Annotated in this window: 13 protein-coding genes; 4 read left to right on the top strand and 9 right to left on the bottom strand. The window is 67.3% G+C overall.

Annotated features, from left to right (window positions below):
- The 6 genes from ACIQC9_RS08515 to ACIQC9_RS08490 form a co-directional block, all read right to left on the bottom strand.
- Complete coding sequence (locus ACIQC9_RS08515; protein WP_400614429.1) at positions 1-711, bottom strand: hypothetical protein; 711 nt, start codon at positions 709-711, stop codon at positions 1-3.
- Between the two features lie 45 nt (positions 712-756).
- Complete coding sequence (locus tag ACIQC9_RS08510) at positions 757-1,521, bottom strand: prepilin peptidase (protein ID WP_400614427.1); 765 nt, start codon at positions 1,519-1,521, stop codon at positions 757-759.
- 49 nt (positions 1,522-1,570) lie between these two features.
- Complete coding sequence (locus tag ACIQC9_RS08505; protein ID WP_400614425.1) at positions 1,571-3,013, bottom strand: aldehyde dehydrogenase family protein; 1,443 nt, start codon at positions 3,011-3,013, stop codon at positions 1,571-1,573.
- A gap of 105 nt (positions 3,014-3,118) precedes the next feature.
- Entirely contained in the window at positions 3,119-4,552 is a 1,434-nt protein-coding gene (locus ACIQC9_RS08500) for a sugar porter family MFS transporter (RefSeq protein WP_400614422.1), read from the bottom strand.
- Positions 4,553-4,667: 115 nt separating this feature from the next.
- Positions 4,668-6,008: a sigma-54-dependent transcriptional regulator gene (locus tag ACIQC9_RS08495; RefSeq protein WP_400614419.1), complete on the bottom strand. Its 1,341-nt coding sequence runs from the start codon at positions 6,006-6,008 to the stop codon at positions 4,668-4,670.
- Positions 6,005-7,804, bottom strand: coding sequence for an ATP-binding protein (locus ACIQC9_RS08490; RefSeq protein WP_400614416.1), 1,800 nt, complete (start codon positions 7,802-7,804; stop codon positions 6,005-6,007). Before ACIQC9_RS08490 ends, ACIQC9_RS08495 begins: the two co-directional genes overlap by 4 nt.
- Positions 7,805-8,022: 218 nt before the next feature.
- On the opposite strand from ACIQC9_RS08490, the gene ACIQC9_RS08485 reads away from it, so the two are divergent.
- Genes ACIQC9_RS08485 through ACIQC9_RS08475 form a run of 3 tightly spaced genes read left to right on the top strand, consistent with a single transcriptional unit; the run spans position 8,023 to position 13,766 of the window.
- Positions 8,023-9,375, top strand: a complete 1,353-nt coding sequence (locus tag ACIQC9_RS08485) for a dicarboxylate/amino acid:cation symporter (RefSeq protein WP_400615442.1) — start codon at positions 8,023-8,025, stop codon at positions 9,373-9,375.
- A 28-nt stretch (positions 9,376-9,403) separates the two neighbouring features.
- Entirely contained in the window at positions 9,404-12,490 is a 3,087-nt protein-coding gene (locus ACIQC9_RS08480; protein WP_400614413.1) for a TonB-dependent receptor plug domain-containing protein, read from the top strand.
- Positions 12,465-13,766, top strand: coding sequence for a hypothetical protein (locus tag ACIQC9_RS08475; RefSeq protein WP_400614411.1), 1,302 nt, complete (start codon positions 12,465-12,467; stop codon positions 13,764-13,766). Before ACIQC9_RS08480 ends, ACIQC9_RS08475 begins: the two co-directional genes overlap by 26 nt.
- 83 nt (positions 13,767-13,849) lie before the next feature.
- On the opposite strand, the gene nagA is transcribed toward ACIQC9_RS08475, so the two are convergent.
- The 3 genes from nagA to ACIQC9_RS08460 are packed head-to-tail and all read right to left on the bottom strand — an operon-like array spanning position 13,850 to position 16,757.
- The gene (gene nagA, locus ACIQC9_RS08470) at positions 13,850-14,983 is read right to left on the bottom strand and encodes an N-acetylglucosamine-6-phosphate deacetylase (RefSeq protein WP_400614408.1); all 1,134 of its coding nucleotides are present in this window, start codon (positions 14,981-14,983) and stop codon (positions 13,850-13,852) included.
- Positions 14,983-15,993 (bottom strand): SIS domain-containing protein, encoded by a 1,011-nt coding sequence (locus ACIQC9_RS08465; protein WP_400614406.1) that lies wholly within the window; start codon positions 15,991-15,993, stop codon positions 14,983-14,985. Before ACIQC9_RS08465 ends, nagA begins: the two co-directional genes overlap by 1 nt.
- A 20-nt stretch (positions 15,994-16,013) precedes the next feature.
- Positions 16,014-16,757, bottom strand: a complete 744-nt coding sequence (locus tag ACIQC9_RS08460) for a GntR family transcriptional regulator (protein WP_400614403.1) — start codon at positions 16,755-16,757, stop codon at positions 16,014-16,016.
- A gap of 257 nt (positions 16,758-17,014) precedes the next feature.
- Between ACIQC9_RS08460 and ACIQC9_RS08455 the strand changes: the two genes are divergently transcribed.
- Complete coding sequence (locus ACIQC9_RS08455; protein ID WP_400614400.1) at positions 17,015-19,672, top strand: TonB-dependent receptor; 2,658 nt, start codon at positions 17,015-17,017, stop codon at positions 19,670-19,672.
- Positions 19,673-19,717: the final 45 nt, after the last annotated feature.

Below are 19,717 nucleotides of genomic sequence, written 5' to 3'. Positions count from 1 at the left end.
TCAGGCCCCGGGCGAGGTCGCGCTGACGGTCGCTGCGCGCTGGGCGAAGGTCGGAATGACCAGATCGTCGGCGGCCGGCTCGGGCGGGCTGCTGGCCACAGGCGAGGGCAGCGCAAGGACCGGAGCCGGGGTCGGGCGGCGCAGGCGAAGCCAGGCGAAGACGCTCCCCACCCCCGCCAGCCAACCGACGCCGAGCGCCAGAAGCCATGACAGGTCAGGCGTGTCCGAAGGCGGAGCCTTGGCGGCGGTGGTCTTCGGGGCGATCGGACGCGGGGCCAACGCAGGCGCGGCGGCGACAGGCGCGGCTGTGGCTCCGGCGGGCGCGGCGACCAGCGCGGCGCCTTGGGCCAGAGCCGCGGGAAGGGCTGCTTTCGGGATCAGCCACAGACCGTCGGAAGGACGCTCGATCAGGGCGACATCGGCGTTCCACAGGCGGTCGGCGAGTTCGCGCACGAGGGCGCGGGGGCCGTACAGGCCGTCGACCTTGAAGCTGATGCGCGCGGTGACGGCCGGGTCGACCTTGAATGGCAGACCCAGCGCGTCGCCGAGCACGGCGTCGGCCACGTCCTGAGCCGGCGTGTCGGTGAGCGACATCAGGTAGTATTGCGGCTCGGCCTGAACGGCGGCGTCGTCCAGCACATCGGCCATGGCCGGCGCCGTCGTCGAGAGGGCGAGGCAGGCTGAACAGACGGCAAGAAGGCGCAACGACATCAGGGAGCGCCTAGCACGCCAAGGTGACGGATCGTCGACAGTCGGTCACCCCAGGCCGATGGGGCCGAGCACCCACGTCAGCCATGCGCCGATCGCGATGAAGGGGCCGAACGGCAGGGGCTCATCGGCGGCGAGGGGGCGGCGCAGCAGGGCCCGGGACGCGACCCAGCTGAGCCCGGCTGCGCAGGCCCACAGCAGGACCGACGGCAGGCCCATCCACCCCACCCAGGCGCCGACCGCGCCGAACAGAAAGGGATCACCGCCTCCGAGGCCCTCTCGACCCCGCAGGCGGCGATAAACCTCGCGGACCAGCCATAGGGAGACAAGGCCCGCGACGGCGCCGACCATGGCGGCGAGCACGGTGGTCTGCGAAAGAAGGGCCGCAGCGGCGAGACCGCTCGCGGCGAGCGGCAGGGTCAGACGGTCCGGTATCCAGAGCGCGTCAGCATCCACCAGCGCGATCAGCAGAAGCTGCCAGCCAAAAAGGGCGGTCAGCGCCGCGTGTATTGGCGAGGCTGACGCGAGGGCCGCCCAGACGCCGATTGCGGCGCCGGTCAGCTCGACGAGCGGGTGACGGGCGGAAACGGCCTCTCCACACCGTCGGCAGCGGCCGCGCTGGGCCAGCCAGCTGAGGACGGGGATCAGTTCGATCGGCTGGAGGATCTGGCCGCAGCAGTCCGTCCGCGACCGCGCCATCGCGATCGGTTCGTCCTTCGGCAGGCGCATGGCGACGAGGTTGACGAAGCTGCCGATCACCAGACCGACGACGCCCAGAAGCGCGGCGAGCGCCATGGTCGTCGTGTCGATCATCAGGGGCCCCGCGAGCATCCGCCCTCGTTGCCCTTACCCGTCGCCGGGATCAACCGGCGGAGTAGCTGGTCTTTGTCTGCGTGAAAAACTCGACCGCCGCAAAACCCTGCTCGCGCGGACCGTAGCTGGACGACTTCGTGCCGCCGAAGGGCACGTGATAGTCGACGCCGGCCGTGGGCAGGTTGACCATGGTCATGCCGGCCTTCGCGCGACGCTGGAAGTCGCGGGCGTGCTTCAGGCTGCTGGTCACGATGCCGGCGGAGAGGCCGAATTCGACGCCGTTTGCGATGTCGAGGGCCTCCTCATAGCTCTTCACGCGGATAGTCGAGGCGACGGGGCCAAAGACCTCCTCGGTGTTGATGCGCATGGCGGCGGTGGTGTCGGCGATCAGGGTCGGCTGGACGTACCAGCCGGGCTTGTCGAGGTTCAGGCGGTCGCCGCCGGTGACGACGCGGCCGCCCTCGGAGGTGGCGATGTCGATGTAGCGATAGGAGGTCTCGCGCTGGTCCTCGCTGACCGCCGGGCCGATGTTGGTCGAGGGGTCGAGCGCATCGCCGACCTTCAGGCCCTTCAGCTTTTCGGCCAGGGCGGCGACGAAGCGGTCGTGGACGCCGTCGTGCACGATCAGCCGGCTGGAAGCGGTGCAGCGCTGGCCGGTGGCGAAGAAGGAGCCGTCCAGTGCGATCTGGACCGCGCGATCCAGATCGGCGTCGTCGAGAACGATCAGCGGGTTCTTGCCACCCATTTCCAGCTGGACCCGCGCCTGCCGCTTGACTGCGCCGGCCGCGACCCCCGCGCCCACGCCCTGCGAGCCGGTGAAGCTGACGCCCGCGACATCGGGGTGGTCGACAATCGCCTGACCGACACGACCGCGTCCGATCACCATGTTGAGCACGCCCTTCGGCAGGCCCGCTTCATGCAGGATCGCGACCAGCGCCTCTGCAGTGGCCGGGGTTGGCCCGGCGGGCTTGATGACCACGGTGTTGCCGAAGGCCAGCGCGGGGGCGGCCTTCCATGCGGGAATGGCGATCGGGAAGTTCCAGGGCGTGATCAACCCGTACACGCCGACCGGTTGCCGATAGGTCTGGATCTCGACGCCCGGCCGCACCGAGGCGAGGTTCTGGCCGTGCAGGCGCAGGGCCTCGCCGGCGAAGTACTTCAGGATGCGGGCCGCGCGGACGGTTTCGCCGATGCCCTCGGGCAGGGTCTTGCCCTCTTCCCGCGACAGCAGACGGCCGACCTGCTCGCGGCGCTCCATCAGCAGGGTGCCGGCCCGGTCCAGAACGTCGGAGCGGACCTCAGGGCTGGCCTCGGACCAGCCGGTGAAGGCGTCCCTGGCCGCCGCCACCGCCGCATTGACCTCGGCATCGCCGCCGTCCGGCGTGCGGGCGACCAGATCGCGGGTGTCCGAGGGGTTCAGGCTTTCCGTGGGCCGGTCCGACTGCACCTTCTCGCCATTGATCCAGTGAGTCAGGTCCAGCGTCTCGGTCATGGTCGGCGTCCTCGGGGAAGTGTCAGGCGGATGTAGGCGCGCCAACCGGCGTCGCGAAACACAAAATAGGCATGGATCGCGACGCCTGCCGTATTGATTGCCGGATCAGCCCGTCATGTCCTCCAGTTCGCGGCCCCGCGTCTCGTGCACCCAGCGCTGGACCAGGACGTACGAAACCAGCGCGCTGGCTGCGTAGAAGCCGTAGGTCAGGGTCAGGCCCAGACCCGACGCCATGGACGGGAAGCTGACGGAGATGGCGAAATTCGCGATCCACTGGGCGAAGCCGGCGATGGCCAGCGCCGAACCGCGCATCTGGTTCGGGAACATCTCGCCCAGCATGACCCACATCACCGGGCCCCAGCTGAAGTTGAAGAAGACGACATAGGCGTTGGCCGCGACCAGCGCGATCGGGCCAACCGCGCCGGGCAGGTGAGGGGCGCCGTCGACGAGCTGCGACTGTGAGAAGCACCAGGCCATGACCGCCAGCGTCACCGCCATGCCGGCCGAGCCGATCAGTAGCATCGGCTTGCGGCCGATCTTGTCGATCACGGAGATGGCGACCAGACAGGCGATGATCGACAAGGCGCCGGAGCCGATGTTGATCAGCAGGGAGTCGTTCTCGGAGAAGCCGACCGACTGCCAGAGCACCGCACCATAGTAGAAAACGATATTGATGCCGACGAGCTGCTGGAACACCGCCAGGATCAGGCCGGCCCACAGGATCGGGCGAACCTTCCTGCTGATGGGGTCTAGCACGTCGGACAATTTCGGCTTGTGGTCGCTGTCCAGCGTCGCGCGGATTTCGGCGACCTTGCGGGCGCCGGCTTGCGGGCCGAACAGGCGACTGAGCACGGCCTCGGCTTCGGCGTCGCGGCCCTTGACCACGAGGAAGCGCGGGCTCTCGGGAATGGCCAGCAGGGCCAACAGGTAGATGGCGGCCGGAATGACCTGCAGCCAGAACATCCAGCGCCACGCCGGATAGCCCATCCAGAACTCGGCGGTCGATCCTCCGGCCGTGGCCGCCAGCGCATAGTTGGCCACGAACGCCCCGGTCAGGCCGGTGATGATCATGATCTGCTGGACGCTGGACAACCGACCCCGGATCGAGGCCGGGGTGACCTCGGAGATGTAGGCCGGGGCCAGCACCGATGCGGCGCCCACGCCCAGACCGCCGATGAAGCGGGCGATGATGAAGTGGAAGGAGCTGTCCGCCGCGCCGGCCCAGATCGCCGAGACGATGAACATTCCCGCCGCCCAGAGCATGACGCCACGGCGACCGATCATGTCTGACAGCCGGCCCGCCCCGAACGCCCCGAAGGCGCAGCCCAGCAGGATGGCGCCGACGTTGAAGCCGGTCCCCAGCGCCGACAGGTTGAAGGCCACCTCGAGCCCGTCCTGGGTGCCGTTGATGACCCCGGAATCGTACCCGAACATGAAGCCGCCGATGGTGGCGACCGCCACGATCAGGGCCACGAAGGCCATGTTGACGCGGTCCCCGCCCGCGATGTCGGGGCCCGCGCCCCCTGTCGGTCCTGCCATCGATATCCTCCCCCGCCCGTCTGAAGCGCGGGCGCAGGTCAACGAAACCCGATCGTCCGTCCCCGTCCACGATTTTCAGCGGCCTGAAATGAAACGTGCGGTGGAGCGCGGGCGGCTAGGTCTTGCGGCGGAAATCGGCGGGGCTCAGTCCGTGCCGGGCCAACTTGTCGTAGAGCGTCTTGCGGGGCAGGCCGAGGGTCTGGGTCACGGCGCGCATATCCCCGGCGTGAGTGGTCAGGGCCTCGCGGATGATCTCGCCTTCGTAGAGCGCCACTTTTTCGGCGAGCGTGGGTGTGGCCGCTTCAGGGCTGAGCGACGGACGGATGCCGACCAGCACCTCGCTGGCGTAGTTGGAAAGTTCCCTCAGGTTGCCGGGCCAGTCGTGCTCGACCAGCCGGCGGCGCACTGCGTGATCCATCTCGGGAACGGACCGGCCCATGCGCCGGGCGGCCCGACCGAGAAAGCGGCTGTAGAGCAGGGGGATGTCCTCACGTCGTTCCCGCAGCGGCGGCACCCGCAGGCGGACGACGTTCAGGCGGTAGTACAGATCCTCGCTCAGCGCGCCCCGCGCGACGGCGGCGGCCGGGTCGGCCTTGGTCGCGGCCAGAACCCGCAAGTCGAGTCCCACGGGCTCGGAGGCGCCCAGCGGGAAGATTTCCCGCTCCTCCAGCGTGCGCAGGAGCATGCGTTGGACCGACCGCGGCGCCTGGTCGATCTCGTCGACGAACAGGGTGCCCAGGTGAGCGCGTGCGATCTGGCCTTCACGACGACGCGTGGCTCCCGGGAAGGCGCCGGCCTCGTGGCCGAACAACTGGCCCGGCGCGTCGGCCTCCGAAAGCGCATCGAAGGCGATGGGAACGAACTCTTTCAGGCGACGCCGACCGGACGTGTGTATCGAGCGGGCGACGGCTTCCTTGCCCACGCCGGTTTCACCCTCGATCAGGACGTCGACCTGCGCGTCCGCCAACTGTGAAATGGCGGCCCGAAGGTTCACCGCCGCACGGCTGTCGCCGTCGAGGGGGATGGCCACTTCACTTGCGCCCGCCAGAGCGGCGAGCCGGCGGTTGTCCAGCACCAGCGCCCGCTTCTCCAACGCCCGCAGGATGGTCTCGATCAGGCGCTCGGGGGCGAAAGGCTTGGTGATGAAGTCGTAGACGCCGAGCTTCATCGCCTCGACAGCCTCGGCGACGTCGCCGTGGCCGGTGATCATGACGACCGGCAGGTGGGGGTCCATCTCGAAAAGGCGGCGCGCGAGGTGGCGGCCATCCATGCCCGGCATTCGCAGGTCGGTGACCACGACGCCCTCGAAATCCGGACGCAAGGCCTTGATCGCGGACTCGGCGCCGGCGTGAGCGGACACGTCCAGACCCGAGAGTGACAGGCGTTCGACCAGCGCCTGACGGAAGGCGTCGTCATCCTCGACCAGCGCGACCTTCGACAGAGACTGGAAGGTCATTGCCGCGCCCGCTTCAGGGTCAGGCGGAAGACGGTGCCGCCGGGGGAGGGCTCATGCATCAGTTCGCCGCCGAACCCGCCGACGATGTCGCGGCTGATGACCAGCCCGAGGCCGGTGCCGCGTGTCTTGTCCGTCGCGAACGGCGTGAAGAGACGATCGCGAATGGCGGGGGACAGGCCGGCGCCGTTGTCGATGACGCGGATGGTCACGGCGTCCTCTTCAGCCCGAACGTCCACGATGACGGAGGGCGCGTCCACGCCCTCGACCGCCTCGACCGCGTTCTGGATCAGGTTGAGCAGGACCTGCTCCAGACGGTTGCGCTCGGCCATGACCAGAAGGCCGTGTGGCTCCGGGCGGGACAGGGCGACGCCGCGCTCTCGCAGCCGCGCGCCAAGAAGCATCAGGGCGCCGTCGAGGGCGGCGTCGACGTCGACCGCTACCGTGGCCGAGCTGGTCTTGCGCGAGAAGGCGCGGAGTTCGTCCGTGATGCGGCCGGCCCGGTCGGTCAGGTCCGCGATCTGGGCCAGGGAACGGTTCGTGGCGGCGGGGTCTCCGCGTTCAAGATGCAGGCCGGCGCTGTCGGCGTGGGTGCGGATAGCCGCCAGCGGCTGGTTGATCTCATGGGCCACGCCGGCCGCGATCTGGCCAAGGGTGGCCAGCTTGTTGGCCTGTATCAGGTCGTCCTGCAGCGCCTCTCGCACCCGCTCCAGCCGGCGCCGTTCGTCGGCTTCCCGGCGGAGCTTCTGGTTGGCGGACTTCAGCTCGCCGGTTCGCAGGTCGACCTGACGTTCCAGATCGGCGCGCGCCTGCTCGTCCTCGACCGCGCGGCGGGCGGCGCGGTGGCGTCGACGCAGCAGAAGGCCCGCGGCGCCGGCGAGCAGAAGAACGCTGAGCAGGGCCAGTCCCCGCGCCGCGCCGGTCGCGCGCCGGATCGTGGGGTCCGCCGGTGTCAGGATATGCAGGGTCCAGCCCAGATCGGCGGCGTCGGTCGCATGCGCATAGAGGCCGGGCGGCAGGTCGCCGGAGATGCGAACCATGCCCTCGGACCGCGCCTTGAACGGCAGGTCTATAAGGGGGCCGCCGGCGGTCTGATCGGCCGCGATCTCCTCGCGCCGCGCGGCGCTGAGGGGGCGGGTGGTGTGGAACCGCCAACGGGGCTGGGTGGTGATCAGGACGACGCCGTCCGCATCGGTGATATACGCCGGATCGCCCGCCGCCCGCCATTGCGCCTCCAGCGTGTCGAACTCGACCTTGGTCACGATCACCCCGGCGCGCTCGCCGGTCGGGGTGTCGATGCGCCGGGCGATGTAGAGCCCCGGCCGGCCGCTGACGGTGCCGAGCGCGAAGAAGGCGGAACGGCCGGTCGCCATGGCTTCGGCGTAGTAGGGGCGGAAGCCGTACTCCGACCCCACGAAGCTGGTCGGTTCGCGCCAGTTGCTGGCGGCGAGGGTCAGGCCGCGCGCGTCGAGCACATAGATCGCCGCCGAGCGCACCTCGCGGCTGAGGCGCTCCAGCTTGCGGTTCACCAGATCGACGCTGCCCGGAGAGGGGCTGGCCAAGAGGGTCAGCAGGTCGGGGTCGCGTGCGAGGATCGAGGGAACGGCCTGCTGGCGTTCCAGTTCGCTGCGCAGAACCGCGGTCTGGAGGGCGGAGGTCGCCTCGGCCTGTTGGCGAACCGCGGCCTCGGCGTCCCGCTGGGCCAGCCAGCCCGCGAGCAGGACGGCGCCGACCACCGCCAGAACGGTGAGGGCGGCGAAGAGACGCCATTGGGTCTGGACCGAGAGTCGACGTGGCATTTCCCTACTATGCGGAATTCCGCACAAATGGCGAGAGCGGCGTGCGGATCGCCGCACGACCAATTGGCGATCTGCAACGATTATCCATACAAAACAACATAATGACTTCCCGGCGCCATGTGCTTGTGAGGAGGCTTCTACCCGTTTGATAGTTCTTCCGACGACCCGCGTCAGACGGGTCGCGATCGCGGTGCAACGCACCCGAGGGAGGTTGAGTGATCCTGTCGCCTGCAAGCGCGAGCCCTGCTGCGCGCCGCCCGTTCTATCGAAGCCTGTATTTTCAGGTCCTCACCGCCATCGTGCTTGGCGGCGCGATCGGCCATTTCTGGCCCGAGTTCGGCGAGAGCCTGAAGCCGCTGGGCGACGCCTTCATCAAGCTGGTGAAGATGATCATCGCCCCCGTGATCTTCCTCACCATCGTCACCGGCATCGCCGGCATGCGCGACCTGAAGCGGATCGGGCGCGTGGCGGGCAAGGCCTTCGCCTATTTCCTGACCTTCTCGACCCTGGCGCTGATCATCGGTCTGGTCATCGCCAACCTGGTCCAGCCGGGTCGGGGCCTGAACATCGATCCCGCAACCCTCGACGCCGGCTCGGTCGCCCAGTACGCCGATGCGGCGCATGAGAGCACCGTCGTCGGCTTCCTGACCGGCATCATTCCCGACACCCTGATCAGCGCTTTCGCCACGGGCAACATCCTGCAGGTGCTGTTCGTCTCGATCCTGTTCGGCATCGCTATGGCGATCGTAGGGGATGCGGCCGCGCCGGTTCAGCGCGCTTTCGAGTCGCTGAGCCAGATCGTCTTCCGGCTGGTCGCGATCCTGATGAAGGCGGCGCCCATCGGGGCGTTCGGCGCCTTCGCCTTCACGATCGGCGCCTATGGCCTCGGCGCCATCGCCAATCTGGCCGCCCTGATCGCCACCTTTTATCTGACCTCGCTGATCTTCGTGCTGGGCGTGCTGGGCGCCGTGGCCTGGTTCAACGGCTTCTCGATCTTCAAACTGATCGGCTATCTGAAGGAAGAGCTTCTGCTGGTGCTCGGCACCTCGTCGTCGGAAGCCGCCCTGCCCAGCCTGATGCAGAAGCTGGAGCGCGCGGGCGCGCCCAAGTCGGTTGTCGGACTGGTCGTCCCGACGGGGTACTCATTCAACCTCGACGGCACCAACATCTATATGACCATGGCGGCCCTGTTCATTGCGCAGGCGATGAACATCGAGCTGTCGCTGTGGCAGCAGATCACCCTCCTGCTGGTCGCCATGCTGAGCTCCAAGGGGGCGGCGGGCATCACCGGGGCCGGTTTCATCACGCTGGCGGCGACGCTGGCGGTGGTGCCGGACGTGCCGGTCGCCGGCATGGCGCTGATCCTCGGCATCGACCGCTTCATGAGCGAGTGCCGGGCGCTGACGAATTTCGTGGGCAATGCGGTGGCGACCCTGGTCGTCGCCCGCTGGGAAGGCGAGCTGGATCGCGACGCGCTGAACGCGGCGCTCCGGTCAGGCCCTCGCCAGCTGGCTGCCCAGCCAGATCCGGCTGCGGGGCCGGGCGACAAGGAAGTCATAACGGCCGACTGAAAACGGGCCGGGTACTGGGAGGACTACAATGAAGCTGATCCAAAGGAGCGCCCTTCTGGGCGGAACGGCGAGCCTTGCCTTGTTGGCGTCGGCGGCGACGGCCTGGGCGCAAACCGCAACGCCGGCGCCGTCCGATGCGCAGGATCCGGAGGCCGTCGCTGTCGACGACGTCATCGTCGTTGGCAGCCAGATCCGCGGCGCCTCGACAACCGCGGCCTTGCCGGTGGTCGTGGTGGATCAGGACCAGATCGACGCCGTCGGCGCCAGCTCGGGCGACGACCTGCTGCGGTCGATCCCGCAGATGGGCGACGTGCTGTTCGACAGCGCCAACAACCCCCAGACCTCGAACTCGGCGCGTGGCGACGTGAACTCGGTCAACCTGCGCTCGCTGGGCGTGGGCAACACGCTGGTCCTGCTGAACGGCCGCCGCGTCGTCCAACACCCCACTAGCCAGGGCACGTCGGACACCGGCACGGTGCCGGTGTTGAGCTACAACTCCAACGCGATCCCGGTGGCGGGCCTGGAACGGCTGGAAGTCCTGCTGGACGGCGCCGCCGCCATCTATGGTGCGGACGCTGTGGCCGGCGTGGTCAATACGGTGCTGCAGGACGACTTCAACGGCCTGGAGATGGAGCTCCAGTACGGCGGCGCCGAGGGCACCGACTATACCGAGCTGGAAGCCAACATCTTCGCCGGCAAGGACTTCGAGCGCGGCAACGTCTCGCTGTTCCTCAACTACACCGACCGCACCAACCTGATGGCGGACGAGCAGGACTTCACACGCAGCGACGACATGCGGCCCTTCTTCCGCAACGTGCCGGGGTATGAGACCTCGACCGTGCCCGATGGCCGTTCGTCCCATTCGCCGTGGGCGCAAACCAGCATCCCCGCGACCACCACGGCGCTGCGCCCGCGATCCAACGGCGTGATCGTCACAACCGCAGCCGGCGCCTTCCACGTTCAGCCGCAAAGCTTCGGCTGTGCTGCCGGCGTGATCACCACGACGAACCTCTGTCTGACCAGCGGAACGGTGGCTTACACCGGCGTGAACCGCGACATGCGTTTCGACACCCGCGTCGGTACGACGGTCCGGCCGTCGGTCGAGCGTCTGAACGTCTATGCGACCGGCCGCTATGAGCTGACGCCGTCGATTGAGGCGTTCGGCGAGGTGGGCTTCTACGGCGCGGAGAGCGTCGCGATCCAGCCGCCGGTGGTCAATCTGAATGGCCTGTGGATCCCGGCGACCAACTATTACAACCCGTTCGGCCCGACGACCCTCAACGGAGCGCCGAACCCCAACCGTCTGCCGAACCTGACGAACGTTCCGGCCGCCGGGCTGGCCGTCCGTCTGGGCAACTATCGCTTCGCCGACACCGGCTTCCAGGAGGTGACGGTCAAGAACTTCCAGTCGCGCTTCGTCGGCGGCCTGCGCGGCGAGTGGCAAGGCTATGACTGGGAAACCGCGCTGCTCTATTCGGCCGCCGAGGCCGAGGACATCTCGCCCAACATCAACATGACCGCCCTGCAGCGTCAGTTGGCCCTGTCGACGCCGGACGCCTACAATCCGTTCAGCGGCGGCTGCGTCTCGACGCCCAGCTCGGGCGACTGCTCGCCGTCCTCGCAGGCGGCGCTCGACGCGATCACTTTCGACCTTCGGCGCTTCTCGCGGACTACCCTGACGATGGCGGACATCAAGATGTCGCGCACCGACCTGTTCTCGAACTGGGCGGGTCCGGTCGGCATCGCGTTCGGCGCCGAGCTGCGACGCGAGACCCAGATGGACGACCGCGACGAGAATCTGGACGGCACCTTCACATTCACCGACATGGTGACCGGCGAGACCAATCTGTCCAACGTTTCGGCCGTCAGCCCGAATCCCGACACCAAGGGCAGCCGCACCGTCGCCGCCGCCTTCGTCGAGTTCGCCATCCCGCTGGTGTCGCCGGAGATGAACATCCCGTTCGCCCGCAGCATCGATGTGCAGCTGGCCGGTCGATACGAGGAGTATTCGGACTTCGGTTCTGTGGCCAAGCCCAAGGTGGCTGTGGCGTGGGATGTCCTAGACGGCCTGCGTGTCCGCGCCTCCTATTCGGAAGGCTTCCGCGCGCCGAACCTCGAGCAGGTCAACGCCACCCAGTACGCCCGTCTTGCCAGCGGCCCGGACTTCATCCGTTGCGAGGCCGACATTCGCAACGGCACGATCGCCAACATGAGCCAGTGCAGCCGCACGGCCAGCGTCTCGCTGCTGATCGCCGGCAACCCGGACCTGCAGCCCGAAGAAAGCACCAACCAGTCCTACGGTCTGGTGTTCCAGCCGACGTTCATGCCGGAGAGTTGGGGCGACTTCACCTTCACCGTCGACCGCTGGAAGATCGAGCAGGAGCAGATCGTCGGCCTGCTGGGCGCCCAGACCGCGCTGGCGCTGGAGTATCTGAACCGCGTGCAGGGCGAGACCAATCCGAACGTGGTCCGCTCCGCGCCGAACGCGGACGACATCGCCCTGTTCGCCGGCACAGGCCTGACCCCGGTCGGAACGGCGCAAACCATCAGCGACCGCTTCATCAATCTGCTGCCGCAGACCGCCGAGGGCGTGGACTACGGCTTTTCATGGTCGAAGCGCCGGACGGAGTGGGGATCGTTCAACTTCCGTCTCAATGCGTCCCAGCTGCTGGAGTTCTCGCGCGCGCCGGGCGACATCGTGGACTCGCTGTACGCGGCCCGCGAGGCCGGCACGATCGATCCGCTGACCCCGCTGCCGGACTCGTCTCAGCTGATCGCACAGAACGGCCGCCCGGAATGGAAGGTTTCGGCCTCGTTCACCTGGCGCAAGGGACCGGTTCGCATCGGCCTGTCGACCCAGTATGTCAGCGAGATCGAACAGGCGAGCCTGCTGAGCAGCAGCGGCGACCCGTGGATCGTGGCGGACCAGATGGTCGGCAACGCCTTCATCCAGTACGACATCGAGGATGCAGGCTTCGCCTCGGGCACAGAATTGCGGCTGGGCGTGCGTGATTTCACCGACGAAGGCCCCTCGCTGGCTGACGGCGGCTATCTCGGCTCGGTGCATCGTCCCTATGGTCGGTACTGGTATGGCTCGATCAGCAAGTCCTTCTAGGTTCTTCCCCGGAGCTGTCCTCGCCGTTCTGGCCTTTCTGGCCGGCGGCGAGGCGGTTGCGCAGGCTCCGGATGCGGAGGCGACCCCGCTCGCCTGTCCGGGGGACGTGGGACAGGGCGTCGCCTGCTCGACCACGCGGGACGCCGACGGCGCCTGGGTGGTCATGGCCATGCCGGCTGAGTGGAACCGCAAGCTGATCGTCCACGCCCACGGCGGTCCGCGCACCGGCGAGCCCGACGTGCAGGACTCGCTCGACGACCTCAACCGCTTCGCCGTCTGGGTTCGGAAGGGTTACGCCTGGACCGGGTCCAGCTATCGCCGCGGCGGCTATGGCGTGCGGATGGCGGCCGAGGGCGTCGAGCATAGCCGCGAGCTTTTCTGGCGGCGGTTCGGACGACCGGATCGCACCATCCTGCACGGCCAGTCGTGGGGCGGGAACGTCGCCGCGAAGACGGCCGAGCTCTACGCCCTCGATGGCGAGGGCAGGGCGAACTACGACGGCGTCCTGCTGACCAACGGCGTCCTGACCGGGGGCACAAAAGCATATCAGTTCCGCGCCGATCTGCGGGCTGTCTATCAGTTCTACTGCCGCAACCACCCCTCGGCCGAGGATGGCGCCTATCCGGTGTGGCAGGGGCTGGCGGCAGGATCGCGCATGACCCGCGCGGAGCTCCGTCGGCGGGTCGAGGCGTGCACGGGCGCAGGCCTGTCGATGCGCCAGCGGACGGCGGACCAGAGTCGACGTCTGCGAGACATTCTGGCGGTGACGAGCGTGGCCGAGGACGAACTGGTCGCGCATCTCAGCTGGGCGACCTTCCTGTTTCAGGATCTGATCGGTCGGGTCGGCGGCAACCCGTTCGACAACAGCCGGACGGTCTACTCAGGCTCGTCGGACGACGCGGCGCTGAACGCGGGTGTCGAACGCTTTACGGCCGATCCGATGGCGGTGGCGCGGTTAGCCTACGACGCGGATCTGTCCGGCCTGATCGTCGCGCCCACCATCAGTCTGCACGCGCGGCACGATCCGACCGTGTCCTACACCGCCGACGCCGTATACGCCGCGACGGTCGAGCAAGCCGGTCGCTCGGCCCTGCTGGTTCAGGCCACAACGGACGAAGATCAGCACAGCAAGCTGGCGGACGGCGGGTATCTGACGATCCTCGATGCGCTCGAGGGCTGGATTTCCACAGGCGCAAGACCGGATCCAGCAGGCTTTCAGGGCCGTTGTCTGAGTCTGGTTGCCGCTCGCGAGTGCAAGTTTACGCCAACACAGTGAGCGGTTTGCCATCGGGAGAAACGCGCCGCGTGGTCACCTGATCGCGTATGCGTCTGCGTGGGGCCAAGGTGGTCGCACAGAACTCAGGCGTCTGATCGCCCATTGATCCAGGATCCGAGGATCCGCAGGTCATCGTCAATGACGAGCAGGCTGGCGACGCAGCCTTCCGCGATCCGTCCGTGATCCATCATGCCGAGGAATTCCGCAGGCCAGGTCGACGCCATGGCGACGGCGTCCTCGAGGGGGAGGCCGAGCTGGCCCCGGGCATTGCGGACGGCGCTGGCCATATCGAGGTCGGAGCCGGCGAGGACGCCGTCCGCGTCCCGGCAGATCCCGTCGCGCACATCAATGCGTCGACCCTGCAGGTAGAAGTGATCCTCGGTCGAGCCCACGCTCGGCATGGCGTCCGTGACCAGCATGAACCGGTTCAGCGGTCGACAGCGCAGGGCGAGCTTCAGGACAGTCGGATGAACGTGGTGGCCGTCGACGATCAGGCCGCACCAGCTGTTGATGTCTTCCAGCGCCGCCCCGACCGCGCCCGGCGCCCGGCTCGTCAACGGCGACATGGCGTTGAACAGATGAGTGAAGCCCGTCATGCCCGCCTCGATGGCAGAGCGGGTCTGGAGGTAGTCGGCGTCCGTATGCCCCGCCGCCACGACGGCGCCCGCGGCGACAAGTCGTCCGATCATGTCCGTTGTCGTCATCTCCGGCGCCAGGGTGACGAGGGTGCGGCCGCCCTTCAATCGGGTCAGACGGGCGATGGCGTCCGCATCAAGGGTGCGAAACTTCGAGGCGTCGTGCACGCCTTTGCGGGACGCATTCAGATAAGGGCCCTCGATATGAAGGCCGAGAACTCCCGGGACGCCTCCGGCGATAGCGTCCTCGACCGCGGTGATCGCCGTATCGATCACCGCAAGATCGTCGCTGATCAGGGTCGGCAGGAAGCCGGTGGTTCCGAACGTCCGGTGCGCACGGCCGATGGCGTCGATGCAGTCGACCGTGGGGCATTCATTGAACAACACCCCTCCGCCGCCATTGACCTGCGTGTCGATGAAGCCGGGGACGAGAATGGCGCCGTTCAGCTCGATGCGTTCGCCGTCGGGGGCGCCCGAAGACGGCCCGACGCGCACGATGCGAGGTCCATCGATCGTGACCGATGCGCCCTCGTCAAAGGCGCCGTCGATGAGGATGCGCCCGTTGGTGAAGGTCGTCGTCATCAGACGGTCTCCGTCACCTTGTTGAGGTAGGGAGGCCGGTCCGGATCATAGCCTCGCGCAACCGCAACCTCCGCCGCCAGTCGGTAGAAACTCTGGATCATGAGAATGGGCTGGATCGCCGGGTGAGCCTTCACGGTCGGAAGGCTGATGCCCCCGGGGGCGGCGGTTTCGCCCGCCAGCATGACCTGCGCGCCGCGCGCGGCGAACTCGGCGGCGAGGGCGAGCGTATCGTCACGACTTTCGTCGTCCTGGGGAAGGACCAGCACCGGGAAGCCTCGCTTGACGAGGGCCATGGGTCCGTGGCGAACCTCGGCCGCGCTGAAGGCCTCGGCGTGCAATCCCGCCGTTTCCTTGAGCTTGAGGGCCGCCTCGCTGGCGACGCCAAGCCCCGGTCCACGCCCGACCACATAGAGGTTTGAGGCACGGGTCAGGGTGTCCCGGGCTGCAGACCAGTCCAGTCGGCTCGCGGTTTCCAACCGGGCGGGCAGGGCGTCGAGTGCGTCCGTCAAGGCGTCGTCCCGGACCCAGCACGCCGTCAGTTGAGCGACGGCCGCAAGGCTGGCGATGAAGGTCTTGGTCGCCGCCACGGAATTCTCGGGGCCTGCATGAAGCGGCAGGACGACGTCGGCCAGATCGGCAAGCGGCGAAGTCTCGACATTGACCAGTGCGATGACGAAAGCTCCACCCTGTCTGGCGGCGCCGACGGCGGCGAGGAGGTCGGGGCTCTGTCCGGACTGGGAGATTGTGATGCACACCGTGTTCCGGAGCTGCGGCTTTCCGGCGTAGATCGAGGCGATCGAGGGGGCGGCGGCGCTGGTCATCAGTCCCGTCCCCGTTTCGATCAGGTAGCGGGCATAGAGGCCGGCGTGATCGGAACTGCCGCGGCCGCACAAAACGACTCCCCGGGGCTCCATGGCGCGCAGTCGGGCGCCCAGATCGACCGCCAGCGAGCGGTTGCGTCGTAGCAACTCATCGACCACGTGACTTGCAGCGGCCGCCTCCTGGAACATAAGGGTGTCCTGCGCGCGCATCAGCCGGGGCCGTCATTGAGTTCTGCGACGAAATCATAGGCGTCTCCGCGGTAGAAGGACTGGGTGACCTCGACGGCCTGTCCCGTGCGGGAAAAGGCGCGTCGTTCGATCAGCAGCCCGGCCGCGCCCGGCGCCACGCCGAGCAGTTCAGCCTGCTCCGTCGTGAAGAGGATCGCCCGCAGGCGCTGGAGCGCGCGCACCGGACGTTGCCCATGGCTGTCGAGGGCGGAGTAGAGCGACAGGTCCACGGCCTCTACCGAAGGCAGGCATGACGCGGGCACGGTCGAATATTCCAGCGCCATCGGCATGCCGTCGGCGTAGCGGATCCGATGATACCGATAGACCGCCGACCCGGGGCTGAGGCCGAGGGTCAGCGATTCCTCGGGGGTTACGGCGCCCTCTGTACGGTTCAGCCACGAGCTGGTCGCCTTCCGACCGCGGGCCGCCATGTCCTCGCTGAACGAGGTCAGTCTTGAGAAGCTTTTCTCGACCCGGACGGCGACAAAGGTGCCGGCGCCCTGACGCCGCGACAGCAGTCCTTCGGCGACGAGACCGTCGAACGCCTTGCGAACCGTGATCCGGGAGACGGAAAGCTCGGCGGCGAGATCGCGCTCGGCCGGGAGCGCCTCATCAGCCTTGAGGGTCTTGCGCTCTATCGCTTCGCGCACGGCCTGTTGCAGCTGTTGATACAGCGGGGCAGGGCGTCGCGCATCCAGCGTTCCAATCAGTTCAGAGAATGACATGGGCTCCCCGATCGATACGCATGCATCGCCTATCGACGACCGCATCACAACCCATCTGACCAAACCAATCAAGAACCAATATCAAATTTAACAGGTCCAATTGTCATATTTGGGCTTGTCACTGACGATGTTTCGATGACAACTTCTGTTTCGCGGCCGCCATTGGGGAGGTCGAGAACATTCTGAAGGTCTTTAGTGGTCTTCTATTGGCATTGCTGATCCGCTGGGGAGCGGACGGCGTCTCGGAGGGACAGGTCATGCGTAAAGGTCGTACCTTGATGATCGGCACGGTCAGCGCCCTCGCGCTGTCGGCCGGAGCAGCCATGGCCCAGGACGGCCAGGTCGCGGAGGTGGACGAAGTCGTCGTCACCGGCATTCGCGCCTCGATCGAACAATCCATCAGCACCAAGCGCAACGCCGATGCTGTCGTTGACGTCATCACCGCCGAGGATGTCGGCAAGTTCCCGGACAAGAACGTCGCGGAGGCGCTGCAGCGCGTGCCGGGCGTCGTCATCAATCGCGAGTTCGGGGAGGGGGAGCGCGTCTCCATTCGCGGCACCTCGCCCAATCTGACCCGGACCCTGATCGACGGCCATGGACTGGCGACCGCCGACTGGTTCATCCTTGAACAGCTGTCCGCGACGCGCAGCTTCAACTTCCTGATGCTGCCGTCCGAAATCATCGGCCAGTCGCTGGTCTACAAGAGCCCGATGGCGGATCTGGAAGAGGGCGGCATCGGCGGCACGGTCGACACCCGGACGCGGCTGCCGCTCGACCTGAAAACATTCGAAGCCTTCGGCTCAATTCAGGGCGCGTACAACGAGAACGCTGGCGACATTGACCCGAACGCGTCGGCGCTGGTGAGCTGGCGCAACGAGGATCGCACGTTCGGCGTGCTGGTCGCCGGCATCTATCAGAAGCGCAACATCCGTCGGGACGCCGTTGAGGTGCTTGGCTATTTCGACAGCGATCCGGGCGCGGGCGAACTGCTGACGCCTTCGCTGATCGGCTCCGCCCTGTTCGAACAGGAGCGGATCCGGCAGGGCGCGAACTTCGCGATCCAGTGGCGGCCGAACGATCAGGTCGAGCTGGCGCTGACCGGCCTCTATTCCAACTTCGGCGCGGACAACTTCAACCAGAACTTCCTTGCCTGGGGCTCCAACGCCCTGGGCGGCGGGGGGACGCTGACCAACACCACGGTTGTCGACGGTACCGCCGTGGCCGGCACCATCACGTCCACGCCCGGGGGCCGCGGCGCGGTGTTCGACGCCATCGACCGTGACGCCGAGGCGACCACCAGCAACCTGGCGCTGGACGGCAAGTTCACGCCGAGCGACCGCCTGACCGTCGACTTCAAGGTCGGTTACACCGAGGCCAGCGGCGACACGACCAACCAGCCGTTCGTGGAGTTCGGCGCGCCCGCCGCCTTTACCTATGATCTTCGTGGAGGCACGCCGCAGGTCGAGTTCCTGAATCTGGATCCGACCGACCCATCGGACATGGTCTTCGACTTCGCCTCGCTTCACGAGGTGACCAATGACGACAACGAGACCTACGCCTATCTGAACGGTGAGTATGAGCTGGATCTCGGGCCCTTGCGGTCTGTGAAGGTCGGTCTGAAATACACGGACCACAACCGCGAGACGGACTTCCAGGCCACGACCTATGGCGGCTTCTTCCTGCCTCTGGCGGCGACGGGTTGTGGCGGCGGCGCCTGTGGCCCCGCCGACTTCGCGGGGGGGCTGACGCCCGGTGACTTCCTCGACGACGTGGCGCAGGCGGGAACGCTGGACCAGTTCTGGCAGGTCGACCGCGGAGCCCTGCAGGACATCCTGTACAACCTGCCCGCCACGGTACGCGAGCGCGTGTCGAACTATCCGGAGATCTTCTCGGTCAGCGAAGAGGTGTTCGGCGGCTACATGATGGGCCGGTTCGAGGGGGACGGCTGGCGCGGCAACCTCGGCGTCCGCATCGTGGAAACCGATCAGACCTCGACCGGATACAGCACCGCTGTCCTGTCGCTCCCCGAAAATGTCTCCAACGCCTTCGGGACCTTCACTCCGGTTTCGGCCAGCCGCAGCTATACAGACGTCCTGCCAAGCGCGAACTTTGCGTTCGACCTGACCGAGGACCTCGTTCTTCGCTTCGCGGCGGCCCGCGTGATGGCGCGCCCCGACTTCACGGATGTCGCGCCGCGCACCTCCCTCAACCCCGGCTCGTTGACCGGCGTGGGCGGCAATCCCAACATCGATCCCTACCGCGCCAACCAGTACGACATCTCGCTGGAGTACTATCCGGAGAACGGCGCGATCTTCTCGGCGGCCTATTATTACAAGGACATCGAGAGCTTCATCACCGACGCCCCGACGCTCGAGACCTTCGCCATCGAGACGACCACGCCGAACCTGTCTCTCTGCACGCAGGTCGCGCCGGGCAATCCGGTTCTGTTCAACTGTCAGTTCACGATCAACCGGCGGTCCAACGGTGGCGGCGCTCGCCTTCAGGGGCTGGAACTGGGCGTGCAGAAGCCTCTGTGGAACGGCTTCGGCGTCCAGGCCAACTACACCTACTCGGACGTGGAGACCCAGAGCGGCGATCCTCTGCCGGGCAACTCGCGGAACTCGTACAACGCTGCGGTCTATTTCGAGAACGACCTGATCTCGGCCCGTCTCGCCTACAACTACCGCTCCGAGTTCTTCGTCACCTTCGACCGGTCGACGCAGTTGAACCAGGAAGAGATGGGCTCGCTGGACGGCTCGTTCGCGTGGAACATGACCCCGCAGGTCGCCATCACCGTCGAGGCGCAGAACATACTCGACGAAGAGATCAATCAGTTCGCCGGCAGCACGGTGCGTCCACGCGCGGTCTACGACAACGGCCGGGCGCTCTTCGCAGGCGTCAGATACCGCTACTGATCTCCTGAGGTAGCGGACTGGGCGGGTGGCGAAACCTCGCTCCCC

It is taken from the genome of Brevundimonas sp. NPDC092305, from assembly GCF_044755415.1.
Lineage (GTDB): Bacteria > Pseudomonadota > Alphaproteobacteria > Caulobacterales > Caulobacteraceae > Brevundimonas.
The sequence above is the reverse complement of the archived record's forward strand: the minus strand, read 5'-3'. Positions and strand labels throughout refer to the sequence as shown.

What these genes read in the sequence shown, in the direction of transcription:
- ACIQC9_RS08480 (WP_400614413.1), top strand. Translation starts at nt 9,404, where the DNA reads ATGAAGCTGATCCAAAGGAGCGCCCTTCTGGGCGGAACGGCGAGCCTT.
- ACIQC9_RS08510 (WP_400614427.1), bottom strand. Translation starts at nt 1,521, where the DNA reads ATGATCGACACGACGACCATGGCGCTCGCCGCGCTTCTGGGCGTCGTC.
- ACIQC9_RS08490 (WP_400614416.1), bottom strand. Translation starts at nt 7,804, where the DNA reads ATGCCACGTCGACTCTCGGTCCAGACCCAATGGCGTCTCTTCGCCGCC.
- ACIQC9_RS08455 (WP_400614400.1), top strand. Translation starts at nt 17,015, where the DNA reads ATGCGTAAAGGTCGTACCTTGATGATCGGCACGGTCAGCGCCCTCGCG.
- ACIQC9_RS08475 (WP_400614411.1), top strand. Translation starts at nt 12,465, where the DNA reads ATGGCTCGATCAGCAAGTCCTTCTAGGTTCTTCCCCGGAGCTGTCCTC.
- nagA (WP_400614408.1), bottom strand. Translation starts at nt 14,983, where the DNA reads ATGACGACGACCTTCACCAACGGGCGCATCCTCATCGACGGCGCCTTT.
- ACIQC9_RS08495 (WP_400614419.1), bottom strand. Translation starts at nt 6,008, where the DNA reads ATGACCTTCCAGTCTCTGTCGAAGGTCGCGCTGGTCGAGGATGACGAC.
- ACIQC9_RS08465 (WP_400614406.1), bottom strand. Translation starts at nt 15,993, where the DNA reads ATGTTCCAGGAGGCGGCCGCTGCAAGTCACGTGGTCGATGAGTTGCTA.
- ACIQC9_RS08505 (WP_400614425.1), bottom strand. Translation starts at nt 3,013, where the DNA reads ATGACCGAGACGCTGGACCTGACTCACTGGATCAATGGCGAGAAGGTG.
- ACIQC9_RS08515 (WP_400614429.1), bottom strand. Translation starts at nt 711, where the DNA reads ATGTCGTTGCGCCTTCTTGCCGTCTGTTCAGCCTGCCTCGCCCTCTCG.
- ACIQC9_RS08460 (WP_400614403.1), bottom strand. Translation starts at nt 16,757, where the DNA reads ATGTCATTCTCTGAACTGATTGGAACGCTGGATGCGCGACGCCCTGCC.
- ACIQC9_RS08500 (WP_400614422.1), bottom strand. Translation starts at nt 4,552, where the DNA reads ATGGCAGGACCGACAGGGGGCGCGGGCCCCGACATCGCGGGCGGGGAC.